At 64.5% G+C, this 16,432-nt stretch carries 14 protein-coding genes and 1 tRNA gene; 13 read left to right on the top strand and 2 right to left on the bottom strand.

Annotated elements, in window-relative coordinates; all coding sequences use genetic code 11:
- The first annotated feature begins 2 nt into the window (after positions 1-2).
- The 11 genes from CAL26_RS08815 (at position 3) to CAL26_RS08865 (ending at position 12,970) form a co-directional block, all read left to right on the top strand.
- Positions 3-542, top strand: coding sequence for a phosphoribosyltransferase (locus tag CAL26_RS08815; RefSeq protein ID WP_094846515.1), 540 nt, complete (start codon positions 3-5; stop codon positions 540-542).
- Positions 543-754: 212 nt separating this feature from the next.
- Positions 755-967 carry a 30S ribosomal protein S21 gene (gene rpsU, locus CAL26_RS08820; RefSeq protein WP_006218592.1) on the top strand — a complete coding sequence of 71 codons (213 nt, stop codon included), beginning with the start codon at positions 755-757 and terminating at the stop codon, positions 965-967.
- 33 nt (positions 968-1,000) lie between these two features.
- Complete coding sequence (gene dnaG / locus CAL26_RS08825; RefSeq protein WP_094846516.1) at positions 1,001-3,031, top strand: DNA primase; 2,031 nt, start codon at positions 1,001-1,003, stop codon at positions 3,029-3,031.
- A gap of 547 nt (positions 3,032-3,578) precedes the next feature.
- Positions 3,579-5,834, top strand: a complete 2,256-nt coding sequence (gene rpoD, locus CAL26_RS08830; protein ID WP_094846517.1) for an RNA polymerase sigma factor RpoD — start codon at positions 3,579-3,581, stop codon at positions 5,832-5,834.
- 41 nt (positions 5,835-5,875) lie between these two features.
- A tRNA-Ile gene (locus CAL26_RS08835) sits at positions 5,876-5,954 on the top strand.
- 252 nt (positions 5,955-6,206) lie between these two features.
- A complete protein-coding gene (locus tag CAL26_RS08840; RefSeq protein ID WP_179283297.1) occupies positions 6,207-6,917 on the top strand; it encodes a helix-turn-helix domain-containing protein in 711 nt (236 codons plus the stop codon).
- A 263-nt stretch (positions 6,918-7,180) separates the two neighbouring features.
- Positions 7,181-9,049, top strand: coding sequence for an amidohydrolase (locus CAL26_RS08845; RefSeq protein WP_218831523.1), 1,869 nt, complete (start codon positions 7,181-7,183; stop codon positions 9,047-9,049).
- Between the two features lie 21 nt (positions 9,050-9,070).
- A complete protein-coding gene (locus tag CAL26_RS08850; protein WP_094846520.1) occupies positions 9,071-9,520 on the top strand; it encodes a DoxX family membrane protein in 450 nt (149 codons plus the stop codon).
- Complete coding sequence (locus CAL26_RS08855; protein WP_094846521.1) at positions 9,517-9,798, top strand: XapX domain-containing protein; 282 nt, start codon at positions 9,517-9,519, stop codon at positions 9,796-9,798. The genes CAL26_RS08850 and CAL26_RS08855 overlap by 4 nt, the downstream gene beginning before the upstream one ends.
- Positions 9,798-10,529, top strand: a complete 732-nt coding sequence (locus tag CAL26_RS08860) for a YoaK family protein (protein WP_094846522.1) — start codon at positions 9,798-9,800, stop codon at positions 10,527-10,529. Before CAL26_RS08855 ends, CAL26_RS08860 begins: the two co-directional genes overlap by 1 nt.
- A gap of 395 nt (positions 10,530-10,924) precedes the next feature.
- Entirely contained in the window at positions 10,925-12,970 is a 2,046-nt protein-coding gene (locus CAL26_RS08865) for an OPT family oligopeptide transporter (protein ID WP_094846523.1), read from the top strand.
- 16 nt (positions 12,971-12,986) lie between these two features.
- Here CAL26_RS08865 and CAL26_RS08870 read toward each other — a convergent pair whose 3' ends face one another.
- Complete coding sequence (locus CAL26_RS08870; protein ID WP_094846524.1) at positions 12,987-13,223, bottom strand: hypothetical protein; 237 nt, start codon at positions 13,221-13,223, stop codon at positions 12,987-12,989.
- A gap of 269 nt (positions 13,224-13,492) precedes the next feature.
- Here CAL26_RS08870 and CAL26_RS08875 point away from each other — a divergent pair, with 269 nt between their 5' ends.
- Positions 13,493-14,746, top strand: a complete 1,254-nt coding sequence (locus tag CAL26_RS08875; RefSeq protein WP_094846525.1) for a D-alanyl-D-alanine carboxypeptidase family protein — start codon at positions 13,493-13,495, stop codon at positions 14,744-14,746.
- Between the two features lie 141 nt (positions 14,747-14,887).
- Positions 14,888-15,937 carry an ornithine cyclodeaminase gene (locus CAL26_RS08880; protein WP_094846526.1) on the top strand — a complete coding sequence of 350 codons (1,050 nt, stop codon included), beginning with the start codon at positions 14,888-14,890 and terminating at the stop codon, positions 15,935-15,937.
- Between the two features lie 34 nt (positions 15,938-15,971).
- Here CAL26_RS08880 and CAL26_RS08885 read toward each other — a convergent pair whose 3' ends face one another.
- Positions 15,972-16,403: an Lrp/AsnC family transcriptional regulator gene (locus CAL26_RS08885; protein WP_094846527.1), complete on the bottom strand. Its 432-nt coding sequence runs from the start codon at positions 16,401-16,403 to the stop codon at positions 15,972-15,974.
- Between the last annotated feature and the right edge of the window lie 29 nt (positions 16,404-16,432).

Below are 16,432 nucleotides of genomic sequence, written 5' to 3' on the forward strand. Positions count from 1 at the left end.
CCATGGCGTTGTCCAGTACCGACAAGGACCTCTGGGTCACTTGGGACGAATACCACCGGCTGATCGAACAACTGGCGCTGAAGGTTTACCAGTCCGACTGGAAGTTCGACCAGATCCTGTGCCTGGCGCGGGGCGGGGTGCGGGTGGGCGACGTGCTTTCGCGTATTTTCGACGTGCCCTTGGGTATCCTGGCCACCAGCAGCTATCGCGAGGCGGCCGGCACCAAACAGGGTACGCTGGATATCGCCCAGTTCATCACCATCACCCGGGGCACCCTGTCGGGCCGGGTCCTGCTGGTAGACGATATGGTCGACACGGGCCTGACCTTCAATAAGGTGCTCGAGCATCTGCGCCAGCAATTTCCCGCCATCACGGAATTGCGCAGCGCGGTGTTGTGGTGGAAAGGCCACTCCCAGGCTGTCCCCGATTATTACATCGAAAAGCTGATGACCAATCCCTGGATACACCAGCCTTTCGAGGAATACGACAGCCTGCGGCCCCACCAGCTTGAGGCCTGGACCAGGAAAGGCTCGACGTCCTGATCCCGATCATGCTAGAATCTTCTGTTACCGAGCGGGCGTTGTCCTTGTTGTAGGACTTTGCCCGTTGCGTGCTGATCGCCAGATGTTAACTGCCACATGTTGATTGCCGTCGACTACTGTTGACTACCGCATGTCGACTACTACGTGGGTGACTGTTGCATGCTGACCATTTTATCTAGCTCGTTACACCTGTCCAACTCTCGTTCAAACCTATGCCTATTGTCCGTCTGAAGGAAAACGAACCGTTCGAAGCTGCCCTGCGCCGCTTCAAGCGCACCATCGAGAAAACGGGTCTTCTGACCGAACTGCGCTCGCGCGAGTTCTACGAGAAGCCCACGGCGGAACGCAAGCGCAAGCACGCCGCCGCGGTGAAGCGCCACTACAAGCGGATTCGTAGCCAACAGCTGCCCCCGCGCCTGTATTGATTTTCCGGATCGATTTCAATCGATCCTAGTCGGTTGATCCCGGACTCATTCATACAGGAACTACTCGCCCGAGTCGACGTTGTCGATGTCGTCGGGCGATATGTGCAGTTGCGCAAGGGCGGGGCCAATCTCCTGGGCCTGTGCCCCTTTCACAACGAAAAAAGTCCATCCTTCACGGTAAGCCCCACCAAGCAGTTCTATCACTGCTTTGGCTGCGGCGCGCATGGCAGCGCCATCACTTTCCTGATGGAGCACACCGGTGCCAGCTTCCCGGAAGCCGTACGCACGCTGGCGGGCTCCGCCGGCATGGCGGTACCGGAAGAAGACCGCAGCCCCCGCCAGCGCGCCGAATCGGCGCGGCGCAAAGAAGAAGTCTCGCGTCATACCCAGGTATTGGAAGCCGCTCTGGCTTTCTACCTGAAGCAGCTGCGCACGTCCGCGCCGGCGATCCGCTATCTGAAGCAGCGTGGGCTGACGGGAGAGATCGCCCGGCATTTCGGCCTGGGCTGGTCGGGCACCGATCGCCAGGGGCTGGCCCAGGTGTTCAGCCGCTATGACGATCCCGTGCTGGTCGAGTCGGGCCTGGTCATCGAAGCCGAAGACGGGCGCCGCTACGACCGCTTCCGGGAACGCGTCATGTTTCCTATCCGCAATGCGCGCGGCGTGTTGATCGGCTTTGGCGGACGCATCATCGGCAAGGGCGAGCCCAAGTACCTGAATTCGCCGGAAACTCCCATCTTTTCCAAGGGCCAGGAGCTTTACGGCCTGTGGGAGGCCCGCCAGGCCATACGCACCGAAGGCCAGGTCATCGTGGTCGAAGGTTATATGGACGTGGTGGGCCTGGCGCAACTGGGCCTGGGCAATGCCGTCGCCACGCTGGGCACGTCGACCACGCCGGACCACGTGAAGAAACTGTTGCGCGCCAGCGACCGCGTGGTGTTCAGCTTCGATGGCGACAAGGCGGGGCGCCGCGCGGCATGGCGCGCGCTGCAGGCCTGCCTGCCGGTGCTGCGCGACGATATCAATCTCCGTTTCCTGTTCCTGCCCGCGGAACATGATCCGGACTCCTATGTCAGGGAGTTCGGCGCCGAGGCGTTCCGCGCCTCCTTGGGGGAAGCGACCGCCTTGTCGCGCTTCCTGCTCGACGAACTGGCGTCGCGCCACAACCTGGCCGAAGCGGAAGGCCGGGCCGCCTGCATGCATGAAGCCAAGCCCCTGTTGGCCGCGATTCCCGCCTGCGGGCTGAAAACGCAGATAGAACGGGAACTGGGCAAGCTGGTGCAATTGACGCCGGAAGAAGTGGCCCAGGCGCTGGCGCAAGCCACACCGCCGCCCACCGCGCAGGCGGCTGCCGCCCATGGCGCGACTGGGGGCGCGCCCCGCCACGACGCCGATGCGCCCTTCGACGTGGGTATGGACGGCCACGCGCCGCCCGATTTTTCCTATGAGCCCATCGCCGATGGCATGGCGGAGCCGGCATGGGAGCCCGGAGGCGGCGAGGGCAGACGCCGTTTCGGCGGTCGCGGGTTCAACGCCGGCGGCCGTCCGGGTGGGCAGGGCGGGCAGGGCGGCAAATGGTCCCGCCGGGACGACAGGGATAAGGTGGGCGGCGTGGTCGAGCCGCGCCGGCCCGTGCCCACCATGGCGAAACGCCTGCTGCGGCTGTTGTTGTCGCATCCCGAGCTGGTCGATTCCATGGGGGATCAGCAGCTTGAAGTATTGGATCACGGGCCCCATCTGGGTATGGTGCGTGATCTGGTGGTCCTGGCGCAGCGCAGCGGCGCGCGTCACCTGGGCGCGCTGCTGGAAGCGGCCGAACCCGAGTCGGATATCCAATTGGTGCTGCGCAGCATGAGCGCCGACCTGGTGGGTGAGGAAGAGCTGCCCGACCCGCAGGCCGAATGGGATGACGCCTTGCATCGCATCGAATTTGTGGCGATCCGCGCCGAAATCGACGAATTGGCGCGGTCCGGGCTGCAAACTGAAGAGGATCGGGACCGTTATCAGGAACTTTCACGGCGTTTAGCCGCAATTAAGCATGCCGGCAGCAGCTCAATAGGGTAAAATCAAGGGTTTTCCTGACGGTACACCGGAAAGCCGGAACCATAGACTGCTGCTGTAGCGGTACGGGGACAGCACAGGGGCGGTGTAGGAACGGTGTAGGGCCTAGCCAATAGAACAATAGAACCAGATCGGCCGAACCAGACCGGCCCTGGACTTGTCTAATGGGGATGCCATTTTACCGAAGGCAACGTAACAAAGCATTGACACGACTTTACCCAAGGTACCAGAAATCAGGAAAGGCAGGGCCCAATTGATCGGTTGGCGCGGGAAGGAAATTCCCACGTGACGGATCGGGGATGGGGCGGAAGCCGCGGCACATGTGCCGGAAGACTGCAAGACAAGGTGCTGCACTACGCCAATATACGGCCCGCAGCCTCGCCCCTGGAGGGCTTTCTGCAATCTTCGCGCATGGGGCGTGACGTACGGCCGATTCCCAAGCACTGTTGTTAGTTTTAAAAGTACGCGTCTTGACCCGGCCAGGGCCCAGCCCGAGCCGTCGATAGCGGTGCGGCAGGCTTTTTCGCCTGCAACGACCACGGAAGCGACTATGACCAAATCCATCGGCAAAACCTCCTCTGCAGTTGAAATGGCCGAAGAAGCCAAAACGGCCAGGCGCGCTGCCAGCAAGGCGGCGGAAAAGACATCGGCCAAAGCGGCCGTCAAGGTTGCGCCCAAGTCCGCTGCCGTGAAGACTCCCGCCGCGAAGAAAACCGCCAAGGCGGATACGCCCGAGAAGGCCGCGAAGGCGAAGAAAGCCGAAGACAAGCTGGCCGAGCTGGTCGGTCGCCCCGCGTCCGTGCCCAGCGGCCGCCGTCCCGGCCGGCCCGCCAAGAACCAGAACAACGACGACGCCGATTTCGGTGACGCCGGTGACGGTGAAGGCGAAGTGCTGCCCGAGCTCAAGCCGGTCAAGCGCGGCGGCAAGCGCGGCAAGGGCGATCCCAAGGATCTGATCGCCCGCGGCCCCGTCAGCGCGGAAGAATACGAAGCGCGCCGCAACCGCCTCAAGCAGCTCATCAAGCTGGGCAAGGACCGCGGCTACCTGACCTACGGCGAAATCAACGATCATCTGCCCGATGATCTGGTCGACGCCGAAGCCATCGACGGCATCATCAGCACCTTCAGCGACATGGGGATCGCGGTCTACGACCAGGCCCCCGACGCCGAAACGCTGCTGATGAGCGAAAACGCGCCGGTCGCGTCCAACGACGACGATGTCGAGGACGAAGCCGAAGCCGCGCTGACCACGGTGGATTCCGATTTCGGCCGCACCACCGATCCCGTCCGCATGTACATGCGCGAAATGGGTTCGGTCGAGCTGCTCACGCGCGAAGGCGAAATCGAAATCGCCAAGCGGATCGAAGACGGCCTGAAGCACATGGTCATGGCGATCTCCGCCTGCCCGACCACGATCAACGAGATCCTGGCCCACGTCACCCGCGTGCGTGAAAGCCAGGCGCAGATCGACGAAGTCGTCGATGGCCTGGTCGATCCGGAAGACGGCGAAGAATACGCCGGCGCCGGCGTCACGGCCGAAGAGGACGAAAACGACGACGGTCCGGCCGGCGGCATGAGCAGCAAGCAGCTGGAAGACCTGCGCGTGAAGGCGCTCGCCAAGTTCGACGAAGTCGCCAAGCAATTCGAAAGGATGCGCGGGGCCTACGAACAGGACGGCTATCGCTCAGGCGCCTATCTGAAGGCGCAGGAAGCCATCCAGAACGAACTCATGGGCATCCGCTTCACCGCCAAGATGGTGGAGCGGCTGGCTGACACCCTGCGCAACCAGGTCGAGGAAGTGCGCCAGCTGGAACGCGCCGTCCTGCACACCTGCGTGGATCGCGCCGGCATGCCGCGCTCGCATTTTATCAAGGTGTTCCCCGGCAACGAAACCAACCTCCAGTGGGTGGTGGAAGAAGTCGCCGCGGGCCATCCCTACGCCGAAACCCTGGAACGCCAGGTGCCGGCCGTGCAGGAACTGCAGCAGAAGCTGATCGACCTGCAGGCGCGCGTCGTCCTGCCCTTGAAGGACCTGAAGGAAGTCAACAAGCGCATGGCCACCGGCGAAGCCAAGGCTCGCAAGGCCAAGCGCGAAATGACCGAGGCCAACCTGCGTCTGGTGATCTCCATCGCCAAGAAGTACACCAACCGTGGCCTGCAATTCCTGGATCTGATCCAGGAAGGCAACATCGGCTTGATGAAGGCGGTGGACAAGTTCGAATATCGTCGCGGCTACAAGTTCTCCACGTATGCCACGTGGTGGATCCGCCAGGCTATTACGCGTTCGATCGCCGACCAGGCCAGGACCATCCGTATCCCGGTTCACATGATCGAAACGATCAACAAGATGAACCGGATCAGCCGCCAGATCCTGCAGGAAACGGGCGCCGAGCCCGATCCCGCGACGCTGGCGCAGAAGATGGACATGCCGGAAGACAAGATCCGCAAGATCCTGAAGATCGCCAAAGAACCGATCTCCATGGAAACGCCGATCGGTGACGACGACGATTCGCACCTGGGCGATTTCATCGAAGATACGGCGACGCTGGCGCCTTCCGACGCCGCGCTGCACGGTTCCATGCGCGACGTGGTCAAGGAAGTGCTAGACTCTCTGACTCCGCGCGAGGCCAAGGTCTTGCGCATGCGTTTCGGCATCGAAATGAGCACCGATCAGACGCTGGAAGAAGTCGGCAAGCAATTCGACGTCACCCGCGAACGGATCCGCCAGATAGAAGCCAAGGCCTTGCGCAAGCTGCGTCATCCCAGCCGTGCCGACAAGCTCAAGAGCTTCCTCGAAGGCCAATAAAGGGTAAGGGCGCGCCCGCAAGCAGGATAAAAGATCAATAAGGGCCTCTAGCTCATGCCTGGTTAGAGCAGCGGACTCATAATCCGTTGGTGCCGAGTTCGACTCTCGGGGGGCCTACCAACAAATCGAGGGCTTACAACTTCCGGTTGTAAGCCCTTTTTCTTTTTTTCCAGCCCGATTCTTTTCCTGCTTAAATATGTGAACTTTGTCTTATCCAGGCATTGAATCAGCATGGCATTGGCGGATACCTCCGGATCGGCGCGCAGGATATGGAAACTGGACGCGGGGCTTTTTCACATCGAAAGAGCGCAGTCCGTGGCGCCCCTGCCCATGCCGATCGAAGCGCCCGTCGCCAGGCGTACTTCCATCATCGTGCAGGCCCGGCCGTTTCGATCGCACAAGCTGTGGCGTGCGGGCAAGCTGGTCTATCAAGGCGCCCATCACGCCGGCGGGCTGGCCATCACCAATATGGAAGAAGAGTGGAAGTGCCACCACTTGTCCGCGTTCGACAACTTCCGCATCCAGCTCAGCCATGACGACCTGCGTGAATTCGCCGCGCGTAACGGCGCGGGGCGCGGCTTTGTGCTGCGCAATCCGGCCGGGGCGATAGACCGTACGATGCAGTCGCTGGCCGGCGCGCTGGCGCCGGCGCTGCATTCGGATGCGGCGTTCAGCCGCCTGTTCGTCGCGCACATCACCAGCGCCATGATGGCCCATCTGCTGGCCACCTATGGTCAGGATGTCCGCCGCGGCCGGCCGGTGCCCGCGCTCACACCGTCGCAGCAAAGGCGGGTGCTCGACTATATGCGGCACCATGCAGCCAGCAATATCTCCGTCGAGGAAATCGCCGCGCAGTGCGGCATTTCGGCCGGGCATTTCACCAAGGCGTTCCACCAGTCGGTCGGACTGACCCCGCATCAATGGATACTGAAGAGGCGCGTCGACATGGCGAAGGAGCTATTGCGCAAGGACGTCCATATCGCCGCTGTCGCGAGTACTTGCGGGTTCGCCGACCAAAGCCATTTCAGTCGCGTGTTCAGGAAGTTCACCGGCGATTCGCCGGCCCGCTGGCGGCTGAAATAGGTCCACGGACCACGCAGGGCGCGGCGGGACGGCGAACGCGGTTTTGTACCGATTCGCGCGCTTTTGTCCAATACCGCACTGGCGACGCACGGTATCTTGCGCGGCACTGATCGCCAGCAGGCGGCGCAGCAGGATCGTCGGTATCGATGGTGCTTCGTGCCGCCACCCTCAAGGAGTCAACGTCTATGTCTCCCGTCAATCGCCGCCAGTTTCTCGCCGGTGCCGCTGCCGCCCCGGCAGCCCTCGGTTCCAGGAGTTTTGCCATGAACGCCCCGTCCACGCCGGATCTGATACTCGTCAATGGAAAGTTCAGCACGCTGGATCGCGCCAACCCGCAGGCCGACGCCGTCGCCGTGCAGGATGGCCGCTTCACCATGGTAGGCAGCCGCGATGAGGTGATGAAGCTTGCGGGCGCCCAGACCCAGGTCATCGACCTGAACGGCCGGCGCGTCATTCCGGGCCTGATCGACAGCCATATGCACATCATCCGCGGTGGCCTGAACTACAACATGGAGCTGCGCTGGGACGGCGTGCGGTCGCTGGCGGATGCGATGCGCATGCTGAAGGACCAGGTGGCGCGAACCCCCGCGCCGCAGTGGGTGCGCGTGGTCGGCGGATTCACCGAACATCAGTTCGCGGAAAAGCGCCTGCCGACGCTGGACGAATTGAACGCGGCCGCGCCGGACACGCCGGTGTTCATCCTGCATCTGTATGACCGCGCGATCCTGAACGGCGCGGCGCTGCGCGCGGTCGGCTATGGCAAGGACACGCCCAACCCGCCGGGCGGCGAAATCGTACGTGATGCCCACGGCAATCCCACAGGACTGCTGCTGGCCAAGCCGAACGCCACCATTCTGTACGCGACGCTGGCCAAGGGGCCCAAGCTGCCGCTGGAGTATCAGCTGAACTCCACGCGCCACTTCATGCGTGAAGTGAATCGCCTGGGTGTCACGGGCGTCATCGACGCGGGCGGCGGCTACCAGAACTATCCCGATGACTATGCCGTCATCGAGCAGCTCCACGCCGCGAACCAGTTGACGGTGCGCCTGGCCTACAACCTGTTCACGCAGAAGCCCCGCGAAGAGCTCGCCGATTTCCGCACCTGGACTGCGTCGGTGAAGCCGGGGCAGGGCGACGACCTGTATCGCCACAACGGCGCCGGCGAAATGCTGGTCTATACGGCGGCGGACTTCGAGGACTTTCGCGTGGAGCGGCCCGACATGCCGCCTTCCATGGAAGCCGACCTGGAGCCCGTGATCCGCCTGCTGGCCGAGAAGCGCTGGCCCTGGCGCTTGCATGCGACGTATGACGAGACGATTGCGCGCGCCCTGGACGTCTACGAAAAGGTCGCCCGCGACGTGCCGTTCGACGGCCTGAACTGGTTCTTCGATCATGCGGAGACGATTTCCGACCGCAACATCGACCGCATCGCCGCCTTGGGCGGCGGCATCGCGGTGCAGCATCGCATGGCCTACCAGGGCGAGTACTTCGTGGAGCGCTACGGCGCCAGGGCGGCCGAAGCCACGCCGCCCGTCAAGAAGATGCTGGAGAAGGGCGTCAAGGTAGGCGCCGGCACCGACGCGACGCGCGTGGCGTCGTACAACCCGTGGGTATCGCTCTACTGGCTGACCACCGGCAAGACGGTGGGCGGCCTGGCGATGTACCCCCAGGCCAATGTGCTGGATCGCGAAACGGCACTGCGCCTGTGGACGGAATCCAATACCTGGTTTTCGTCGGAGGTCGGCAAGAAAGGCCAGATCAAGGTGGGCCAACTGGCCGATCTGGCGGTGCTGTCGGCGGATTATTTCTCCGTGCCGGGCGACGAGATCCAGGACATCACTTCCGTGATGACCTTGCTCGGCGGCAAAGTCGTCTATGCCGACAAGGAATTCGACAGGCATGCGCCCGATATCCCGCCCGCCATGCCGGATTGGTCGCCGGCCAGGCACCACGTCGGCTACCAGCCGCGGACGCCGGCGCGCGCCCAGGCGGCATTGAAAACCATGTGCGGATGCGCGAACAGCTGCGGCGTCCATGGCCATGCGCATGCGCGGTCCTGGCTCGCGGGCACGCCGACCGCCGAAGCGTCCACCTTCTGGGGGGCGTTGGGCTGCTCCTGCTGGGCCTTCTGACGGATCGCGGAGACCCTCACCATGGAAAGATCACACGCGGCCTGGGCACGGCCCGGCGGCGGCGGCGGACGGGCGCTGCCGCGGTCCTTGCAATGGGTGGCCCTGCTGCTGCTTTGCGCCGCCTACCTGCAGGGCGGCCTGGTCAAACTGTTCGACTTCGCCGGCGCGGTCGCCGAGATGCAGCACTTCGGCATGGCGCCCGCCGCGCCCATGGCCGCGGCGGTCATCGTGCTGGAGCTTGGGGCGTCGGCGATGATACTGTCGGGCTGGCGGCGCTGGCTGGGCGCCCTGGCGCTGGCCGCCTTCACGCTGGCCGCCACCTTCCTGGCGCTGCGGTTCTGGAGCGCGCCGCCCGACGTCCGATTCATGATGGCGAACGCGTTCTTCGAGCACCTGGGACTGGTGGGGGCCTTCCTGCTGGTGGCCTGGCACGACCTGAACGGCCGTCGCATCACCGGAGCCGAAACATGAAGGTTTATCTGATTTCCCTGGGCGCGGGCATATTCGTGGGCATCATTTACTCGCTGCTGGGCGTGCGCTCTCCCGCGCCGCCGGCCATCGCGCTGATAGGCCTGCTCGGCATGCTGATAGGCGAGCAGGTGCTGCCGCCCGTCAAGCGCATGATCGCTGGCGAACCGGTCACCACGGCCTGGTTTCGCCAGGAGTGCGTGCCCAAGATAACCGGCGCCCCGCCCGCGGCATCGACGGGTGCCGCGGCGGCTTGCGATAGCGGCAAGGAGCAGCCGTGATGGCGCAGCCGCCCGGATCGTCTCCCGACACGAAGGCCGGTCCCTCGGCGGCTGCCGCCGCCGAGCCGCCGGCCTGGCTGCTGTCGTTTACCGCGGGCTATGTCGACGTCGTGGGCTTCGCGGCGCTGTTCGGCCTGTTCACCGCCCATGTGACCGGCAACTTCGTCATGATCGGCGTCCAGCTCATCGGCGGGTCGGAGGGATTGCTCGCGAAACTCCTGGCATTGCCCGTTTTCGTGGTCGCCGTGGGCGGAACGCGCTTGCTGGAAGCATCGCTGCGTCGTCGCGGGATGCCCGTCGTGCCGATATTGTTCGGCATGGAAGGCGTACTGCTGGCCCTGTTCACGGCGGCCGGCCTTGCCGCGCTGCCCATGACCGACCCGGGCGCGCCGGTGGTCGTCATCTGCGGCATGCTGGGTGTCGCTGCCATGGGCATACAGAACGCCATGTCCCGGACCGTGCTGTCCGAAGCCGGCCCCACCACCATCATGACGGGCAATACGACGCAGATCGTCATTGACGCCGTCGACCTGCGCAATGCGTCGCCGGAGGCGCGCGCGTCGATACGGCGCCGTCTCGGCAAGATGCTGCCCGCCGTGGCGGGTTTCGCCGCGGGCGCCATCATCGGCGCGCTGGCCTTCAAGCAGTTTTCCTTCTGGTGCGGCTTGGCACCCACGGCCATCCTGCTGGTATTGGCCATCCGGCATCCACGCGAAAAAAGCGCCGCATAAGAAAAAAACGCCACGGCCGAAGCCGTGGCGGCAATTGCGCTACGTTCGCTCGTACGGATGCTGCGATACCGCATTTAAGCGACGCGCAACAGTACCAAAGCACTCTTTAGTACAAGCGCTGGCGGCGGTCCGCCTCTGTAACGTAATGCACCTTTCGTTTTTGTATGCACGCAGATGCATAGCGTTGATATGACTGGCTCCACGCCCATCCTGACGACGAGCTGGGCGCACACTCGTATACGGCTCGATACAACCTTGCAACTGGTCGGACCTTTTCCTGGGAAATGCTGCGATAAATAACCGTGATCTCCAGATGGCGAGGTCGCGGGCCCGTTCCGTGGGTCTCGCCGGCCCGCGGATAAAATCGCCCGTTTCACACACAGCCCCAGACCGATATGACCGACAACCCACGCATTCCCGATCAAGCCTCGCTACCCGAATTGACGTTGCGCGGGGTCATCCTGGGGGTGCTGATCACCGTGGTCTTCACGGCGTCCAACGTCTATCTGGGCTTGAAGGTGGGCCTCACGTTCTCGTCGGCCATTCCGGCGGCGGTGATTTCCATGTCGGTACTGCGCCTGTTCCGCGATGCCAACATCCTGGAAAACAATATGGTGCAGACGCAGGCGTCCGCGGCCGGCACCTTGTCGTCGGTGATCTTCATCCTGCCCGCGCTGGTGATGATGGGACACTGGCAAGGTTTTCCCTTCTGGCTGACGCTGGCGGTCTGTGCCGCGGGTGGGATGCTGGGCGTGATGTTCACGATTCCCCTGCGGCGCGTGATGGTGGTGCAGAGCGACCTGCCTTATCCGGAGGGCGTGGCGGCGGCGGAAATCCTGCGGGTGGGCGCGTCGGCCTCCGACAGTCCGGATGGCGCGCGTCGCGGCCAGGGTACCGGGTTGGCGGACATCGCCACCGGCGGCGTGGTCGCGGCGGCGGTCAGCTTCGCCAGCAGCGGGCTGCGGGTGCTGGGCGACGGCGTCAGCATCTGGTTTTCGGCGGGAGCCGCCATCTTCCGCATCCCCATGGGTTTTTCGCTGGCCCTCTTGGGCGCTGGCTACCTGATCGGCATCGTCGCGGGCCTGGCCATGCTGACGGGACTGCTGATCGCATGGGGAGTGTCCGTACCCGTGCTGACGGCGCTGCATCCCATGCCCGCGGGCACGACCCTGGCGGCCTACGCCACCAGCCTGTGGTCTTCGCAGGTGCGCTTCATCGGCGCCGGCGTGATCGGGGTCGGCGCCATCTGGACGCTGGCGACACTGGCCGCCCCGATGGCGCGCGGGTTGAAAACCACGTTTTCCGCCATGGGCGCGCGGCAGGGGCAGGGCGGCAAGGACGTGCCCCGTACGGAACGCGACCTGTCGGGCTTCTGGATCGCGGCGATCAGCCTGGCCATGGTGGTCGTGCTGGTCCTGACTTTTCATGCCTTCCTGTCCGGCGCGCCACTGGCGGCGGCGTTGACGTGGCGGCTGGTCGTCGCGGCGGTCGTTTTCGCCTTCGTATTCGGCCTGCTGGTGGCCGCGGCCTGCGGCTACATGGCGGGCCTGGTCGGTTCGTCGACCAGCCCGATCTCCGGGGTGGGCATCGTCGCGATCGTGCTGGTCTCGCTGCTGATATTGGCCATCACCAGCCACGATGGCTTGCTGGCGACCGAGTCGGGACGGCAGCTTGCCATCGCGGTGGCGATCTTCACCACGTCCGCGGTGATCGCCGTGGCGTCCATTTCGAACGACAACCTGCAGGACCTGAAAACAGGCTGGCTGGTGGGCGCCACGCCGTGGCGCCAGCAGGTCGCGCTGCTGATAGGCTGCGTGGCGGGCGCGGTGGTCATCTCGCCCATACTGGAGCTGCTGTATAACGCCTACGGTTTCGCGGACGCCTTGCCGCGCGCCGACATGGATCCCTCGCAGGTCCTGTCAGCTCCGCAGGCCACGCTGATGCTCGCCATCGTGCGCGGCATATTCACGCATCAACTGAATTGGGCAATGATCGTGATCGGCATGGGCGTCGGCGTCGCCTTGATCGTGGTGGACCAGATACTCAAGCACACCTGCAGGATCGCGCGCATGCCGGTCCTTGCCGTGGGCATCGGCATCTACCTGCCGCCCACGGTGAGCGCGCCCCTGGTGCTGGGCGCCGTGCTGGCATGGCTGGTGTCGCGCGGCCTGCGCCGCCGGATCCACGCGGGGCAGGCGGACGCCGCGGTGGCCGATGCCGTGGATCGTCGCGGCACCCTGATCGCGTCCGGCTTGATCGTGGGCGAGAGCCTGGTCGGCGTCATCATGGCCGCGGTGATCGGTGGCAGCGGCAAGGAAGCGCCCCTGGCGATCGCCGGCGCGGGATTCGCGACCATCGCCTCCTGGCTGGGGCTGGCCGTGTTCCTGACGGTCGCCTGGCTGTTCGCCAGGCGCGTGCTCGCGGTCGCCGCGCGGCACTGAGCGCGGCCGCATGCGCTCAGTCGTGATACGCCAGGCGCAGCGGCAGGTCTTCGCGTTCGGCGAGGCGGCGGCTGGCTTCTTCGACCAGTTCATCTTCGGCGGCGCGCAGCGCGGCGACGCCGCTCAAGCCGGTGCTGCGCTCCACCCGTCGCAGGACGTCGGTGGTGCAACGGCATGCCACGTATCGATGTCCGGTTTCGAGCCAGAACACGGCTCCGTCGTCGACCACCGCTATTTCCCAGATCGCCGCCATCGCATCCTCCCTAAGTCCAGGGTTAACATTGCGCCCGGGAAACGTGGCCCGGACATATGGGTTATTCGCTGATGAGTGCCCAGTCTAGGCAGCCTCATCCCTGTCGGGTATCAGATGGACGTACTACGGCTCCCGTACGACGGGCCCATGCCGTACGGCGGACGATGCATGCCGGGCCCGGACACTCATGCGTGACTGAACCTTATTCGCTCCCTATGGACTAAGGCTCACGGCTTTTTTGTCTTCAATCCGTGGAATTTTTGTAAAGAATGTCTAAGAAGCTACTTGTCGTTGTGTGGTCCGCCGCAGTCTTTTGCACCACGGATGCCGCCCTGGCCGCCGCTCCCGCGACGACTTTTTCGTCGCCGCAGGCCGCCGCACCCGCGCAGGCCGCCTCCACCTTGCCGCCGGCCCCCGATGCGCCCACGCCGGACGCCCGGTCGTGGCTGCTGCTGGACGCCACCAGCGGCCAGGTCATCGCGTCCAATAATGCCGACGAGCGCGTTGAACCCGCGTCGCTGACCAAGATCATGACGTCGTACCTGATCTTCCAGGCGTTGCGCGACAAGACGTTGAATCTCGACCAGGTGGTGACCATCTCGGCGAACGCGTGGAAGGTCGCGCCTGGCAGCTCCAAGATGTTCCTGGAACCGGGCATGCGCGTCAGCATCGACGATCTGCTGTCGGGCCTGCTGATTCAATCGGGCAACGACGCCGCGGTCGCGCTGGCGGAAGCCGCCGCCGGTTCCGAGGCCGCCTTCGTGCAACGCATGAACGAAACCGCCGAACGCCTGGGACTGAAGTCCACGCACTTCAACAGCCCGCATGGCCTGCCGGACCCGCAGACCTATTCCACCGCGCGCGACCTGGCGACGCTTACCTCGCGCGTGATCCGCGACTTCCCCGATCTCTACGTGCGCTATGACCACGTCAAGTCATTCCGCTTCAACAACATCACCCAGCCCAATCGCAACCGGTTGCTGTGGAGCGATCCTTCGGTCGATGGCGGCAAGACCGGCCATACCGAGGCGGCCGGCTATTGCATGGTGGCATCGGCGGTGCGTCCCGGCGCGGCGGGGCAGCGCCGCCTGATCGCGGTGGTGATGGGTACGCCGTCGGACAAGGTGCGCACCTCGTCCACCGGCATGCTGTTGAACTGGGGCTTCCAGAACTACGAAACCGTGAAGCTCTATGCCAAGGGCCAGTCGCTGGGCAACTCCACGGTGTGGAAGGGCCAGCAGGCACAGGTGCCGGTCGGTTTCGATCGCGACGTCTATGCCACCGTGCCGCGCGCATGGGTGCCGAAGCTGCAGAAAGTCGTCAACCGCCAGGGACCGCTTATCGCGCCGCTGCCCTTGGATAGCCAGGTGGGCACCGCGGATCTGCAGATCGACGGCCGTACCATCCAGAGCTATCCCCTCGTCGCCTTGCAAGCCGTGGAGCCCGCCGGCATGCTGTCGCGTGGGTGGGACGGCATGCGGCTGTGGGTGTATGGGCTGATGAACGAAAAGCCGCCGGCATGAAGGCGTCCCGTCGCCGTTGACGATGTGCCAGAATAAGCTGGCATATCGTCAGCCGGATCGACACGTGTAGGCATCTTGCTGGCTTTTCGTTAATCCGGGTCACGGTCATGATTCTCTTCCGTTCAAGCGAAAGAGAGCACCATGACAAGATTGATCGATGTTCCCGCGATGGCGGCGCTGATGCGGCAGGTCGGCATCGCGCCTTTCATGCGCGAGCTGGCGCAGCGCATACGGACCGACTATCTGCGTTGGCCCGAATTCGAAAAGTCCGCCCGGCTGGCGTCGCATTCGGACGTCGGCGTCATCGAATTGATGCCGGTGTCGGACGCCGCACGCTACGCCTTCAAATACGTCAACGGGCATCCGGGCAACACGGCGCTGGGCTTGCCCACCGTCATGGCCTTCGGCGTGCTGGCCGATGTCGCCACGGGTTATCCGCGCCTGCTTGCCGAGCTGACCTTGACCACCGCGATGCGCACGGCGGCCACCTCGGTCGTGGCGGCCGCGGCCCTGGCCCGGCCCGGCTCGCGCACCATGGCCCTGATCGGCAACGGCGCGCAGAGCGAATTCCAGGCCATCGCTTTCCACGACATGCTGGGCGTCGACGAAGTCCGTATATTCGATGTCGACGAGCAGGCCACCGCCAAGCTGCGGCGCAATCTGGCGACCGCCGCGCCCGCCTTGCGCGTGGTGGTGGCGCGCGATACCGCGGCGGCCGTGCGCGGCGCCGATATCGTCACGACGGTGACAGCGGATAAAGCCTATGCCACGATCCTCACGCCCGGCATGATCGAACCCGGCATGCATATCAACGCCGTGGGCGGCGACTGTCCGGGAAAGACCGAGATTCATCCCGACATCCTGCGCCAGGCACGGGTCATTGTCGAATACGAGCCCCAGTCGCGCGTGGAAGGCGATGTGCAGCAATTGCCGCCGGATTTCCCGGTCGTCGAGTTGTGGCAGGTATTGCGCGGCCAGCAGCCCGGCCGCGAGTCCGCGCGCCAGGTCACGGTGTTCGATTCCGTGGGTTTCGCGCTGGAGGATTATTCGGCGCTTTGCCTGGTCGCCGAAATGGCCGAAAAGCATGGTGTCGGCAAGGCGCTTCCCTTGATCGCGACCGGCGACGACCCCAAGGACCTGTATGCGTTCGCGCTGGGTGGGAACGGCAGCGCGCTGCGTGTCGCGGCGTAGGCAGGGGCCGGGCAGGGCGCCGCCATCGTCATCGCTACTTGTACACGGCCAACAGCAGGTTGGTTTCCGAGTTGGCGATGCCCTTGATGCGCCGCAGGTCGCGCAGCACGCGGTCGAAGGTCGCGAGATCCTGCACGCGGATTTCCGCGACCAGGTCCCAGCGGCCGCTGGTCGAATGAACCTGCACGATCTCCGGCAGGCGGCGCAGCGCCGTCAGTACCGCGTCGGTTTCGTTTCCCCTGACCTCGATCAGCGTCATCGCGCGGACGCCTTCGTCCTCGGTTTCGCTGCGCAGGCGTATGGTGAATCCCAGGATGGTGCCGCCGCGCACCATGCGATCGATGCGGTTATGGACGGTGCCGCGCGACACCGACAATTTCTTCGCCAGGGTCGCGGTACTCAAGCGGCCGTTGTCGCGCAGCAGGGCGATGAGCCGGCGATCCAGATCGTCTAGGACTTCTTGCATGGGGCCTTGCGCGTCGCGGGGGGCTGTAC

The sequence above is a fragment of the Bordetella genomosp. 9 genome (genome assembly GCF_002261425.1).
In the GTDB taxonomy this organism is placed as follows: domain Bacteria; phylum Pseudomonadota; class Gammaproteobacteria; order Burkholderiales; family Burkholderiaceae_B; genus Bordetella_C.

What these genes read in the sequence shown, in the direction of transcription:
- CAL26_RS08815 (WP_094846515.1), top strand. Translation starts at nt 3, where the DNA reads ATGGCGTTGTCCAGTACCGACAAGGACCTCTGGGTCACTTGGGACGAA.
- rpsU (WP_006218592.1), top strand. Translation starts at nt 755, where the DNA reads ATGCCTATTGTCCGTCTGAAGGAAAACGAACCGTTCGAAGCTGCCCTG.
- rpoD (WP_094846517.1), top strand. Translation starts at nt 3,579, where the DNA reads ATGACCAAATCCATCGGCAAAACCTCCTCTGCAGTTGAAATGGCCGAA.
- CAL26_RS08845 (WP_218831523.1), top strand. Translation starts at nt 7,181, where the DNA reads ATGAACGCCCCGTCCACGCCGGATCTGATACTCGTCAATGGAAAGTTC.
- CAL26_RS08850 (WP_094846520.1), top strand. Translation starts at nt 9,071, where the DNA reads ATGGAAAGATCACACGCGGCCTGGGCACGGCCCGGCGGCGGCGGCGGA.
- CAL26_RS08855 (WP_094846521.1), top strand. Translation starts at nt 9,517, where the DNA reads ATGAAGGTTTATCTGATTTCCCTGGGCGCGGGCATATTCGTGGGCATC.
- CAL26_RS08860 (WP_094846522.1), top strand. Translation starts at nt 9,798, where the DNA reads ATGGCGCAGCCGCCCGGATCGTCTCCCGACACGAAGGCCGGTCCCTCG.
- CAL26_RS08865 (WP_094846523.1), top strand. Translation starts at nt 10,925, where the DNA reads ATGACCGACAACCCACGCATTCCCGATCAAGCCTCGCTACCCGAATTG.
- CAL26_RS08870 (WP_094846524.1), bottom strand. Translation starts at nt 13,223, where the DNA reads ATGGCGGCGATCTGGGAAATAGCGGTGGTCGACGACGGAGCCGTGTTC.
- CAL26_RS08875 (WP_094846525.1), top strand. Translation starts at nt 13,493, where the DNA reads ATGTCTAAGAAGCTACTTGTCGTTGTGTGGTCCGCCGCAGTCTTTTGC.
- CAL26_RS08880 (WP_094846526.1), top strand. Translation starts at nt 14,888, where the DNA reads ATGACAAGATTGATCGATGTTCCCGCGATGGCGGCGCTGATGCGGCAG.
- CAL26_RS08885 (WP_094846527.1), bottom strand. Translation starts at nt 16,403, where the DNA reads ATGCAAGAAGTCCTAGACGATCTGGATCGCCGGCTCATCGCCCTGCTG.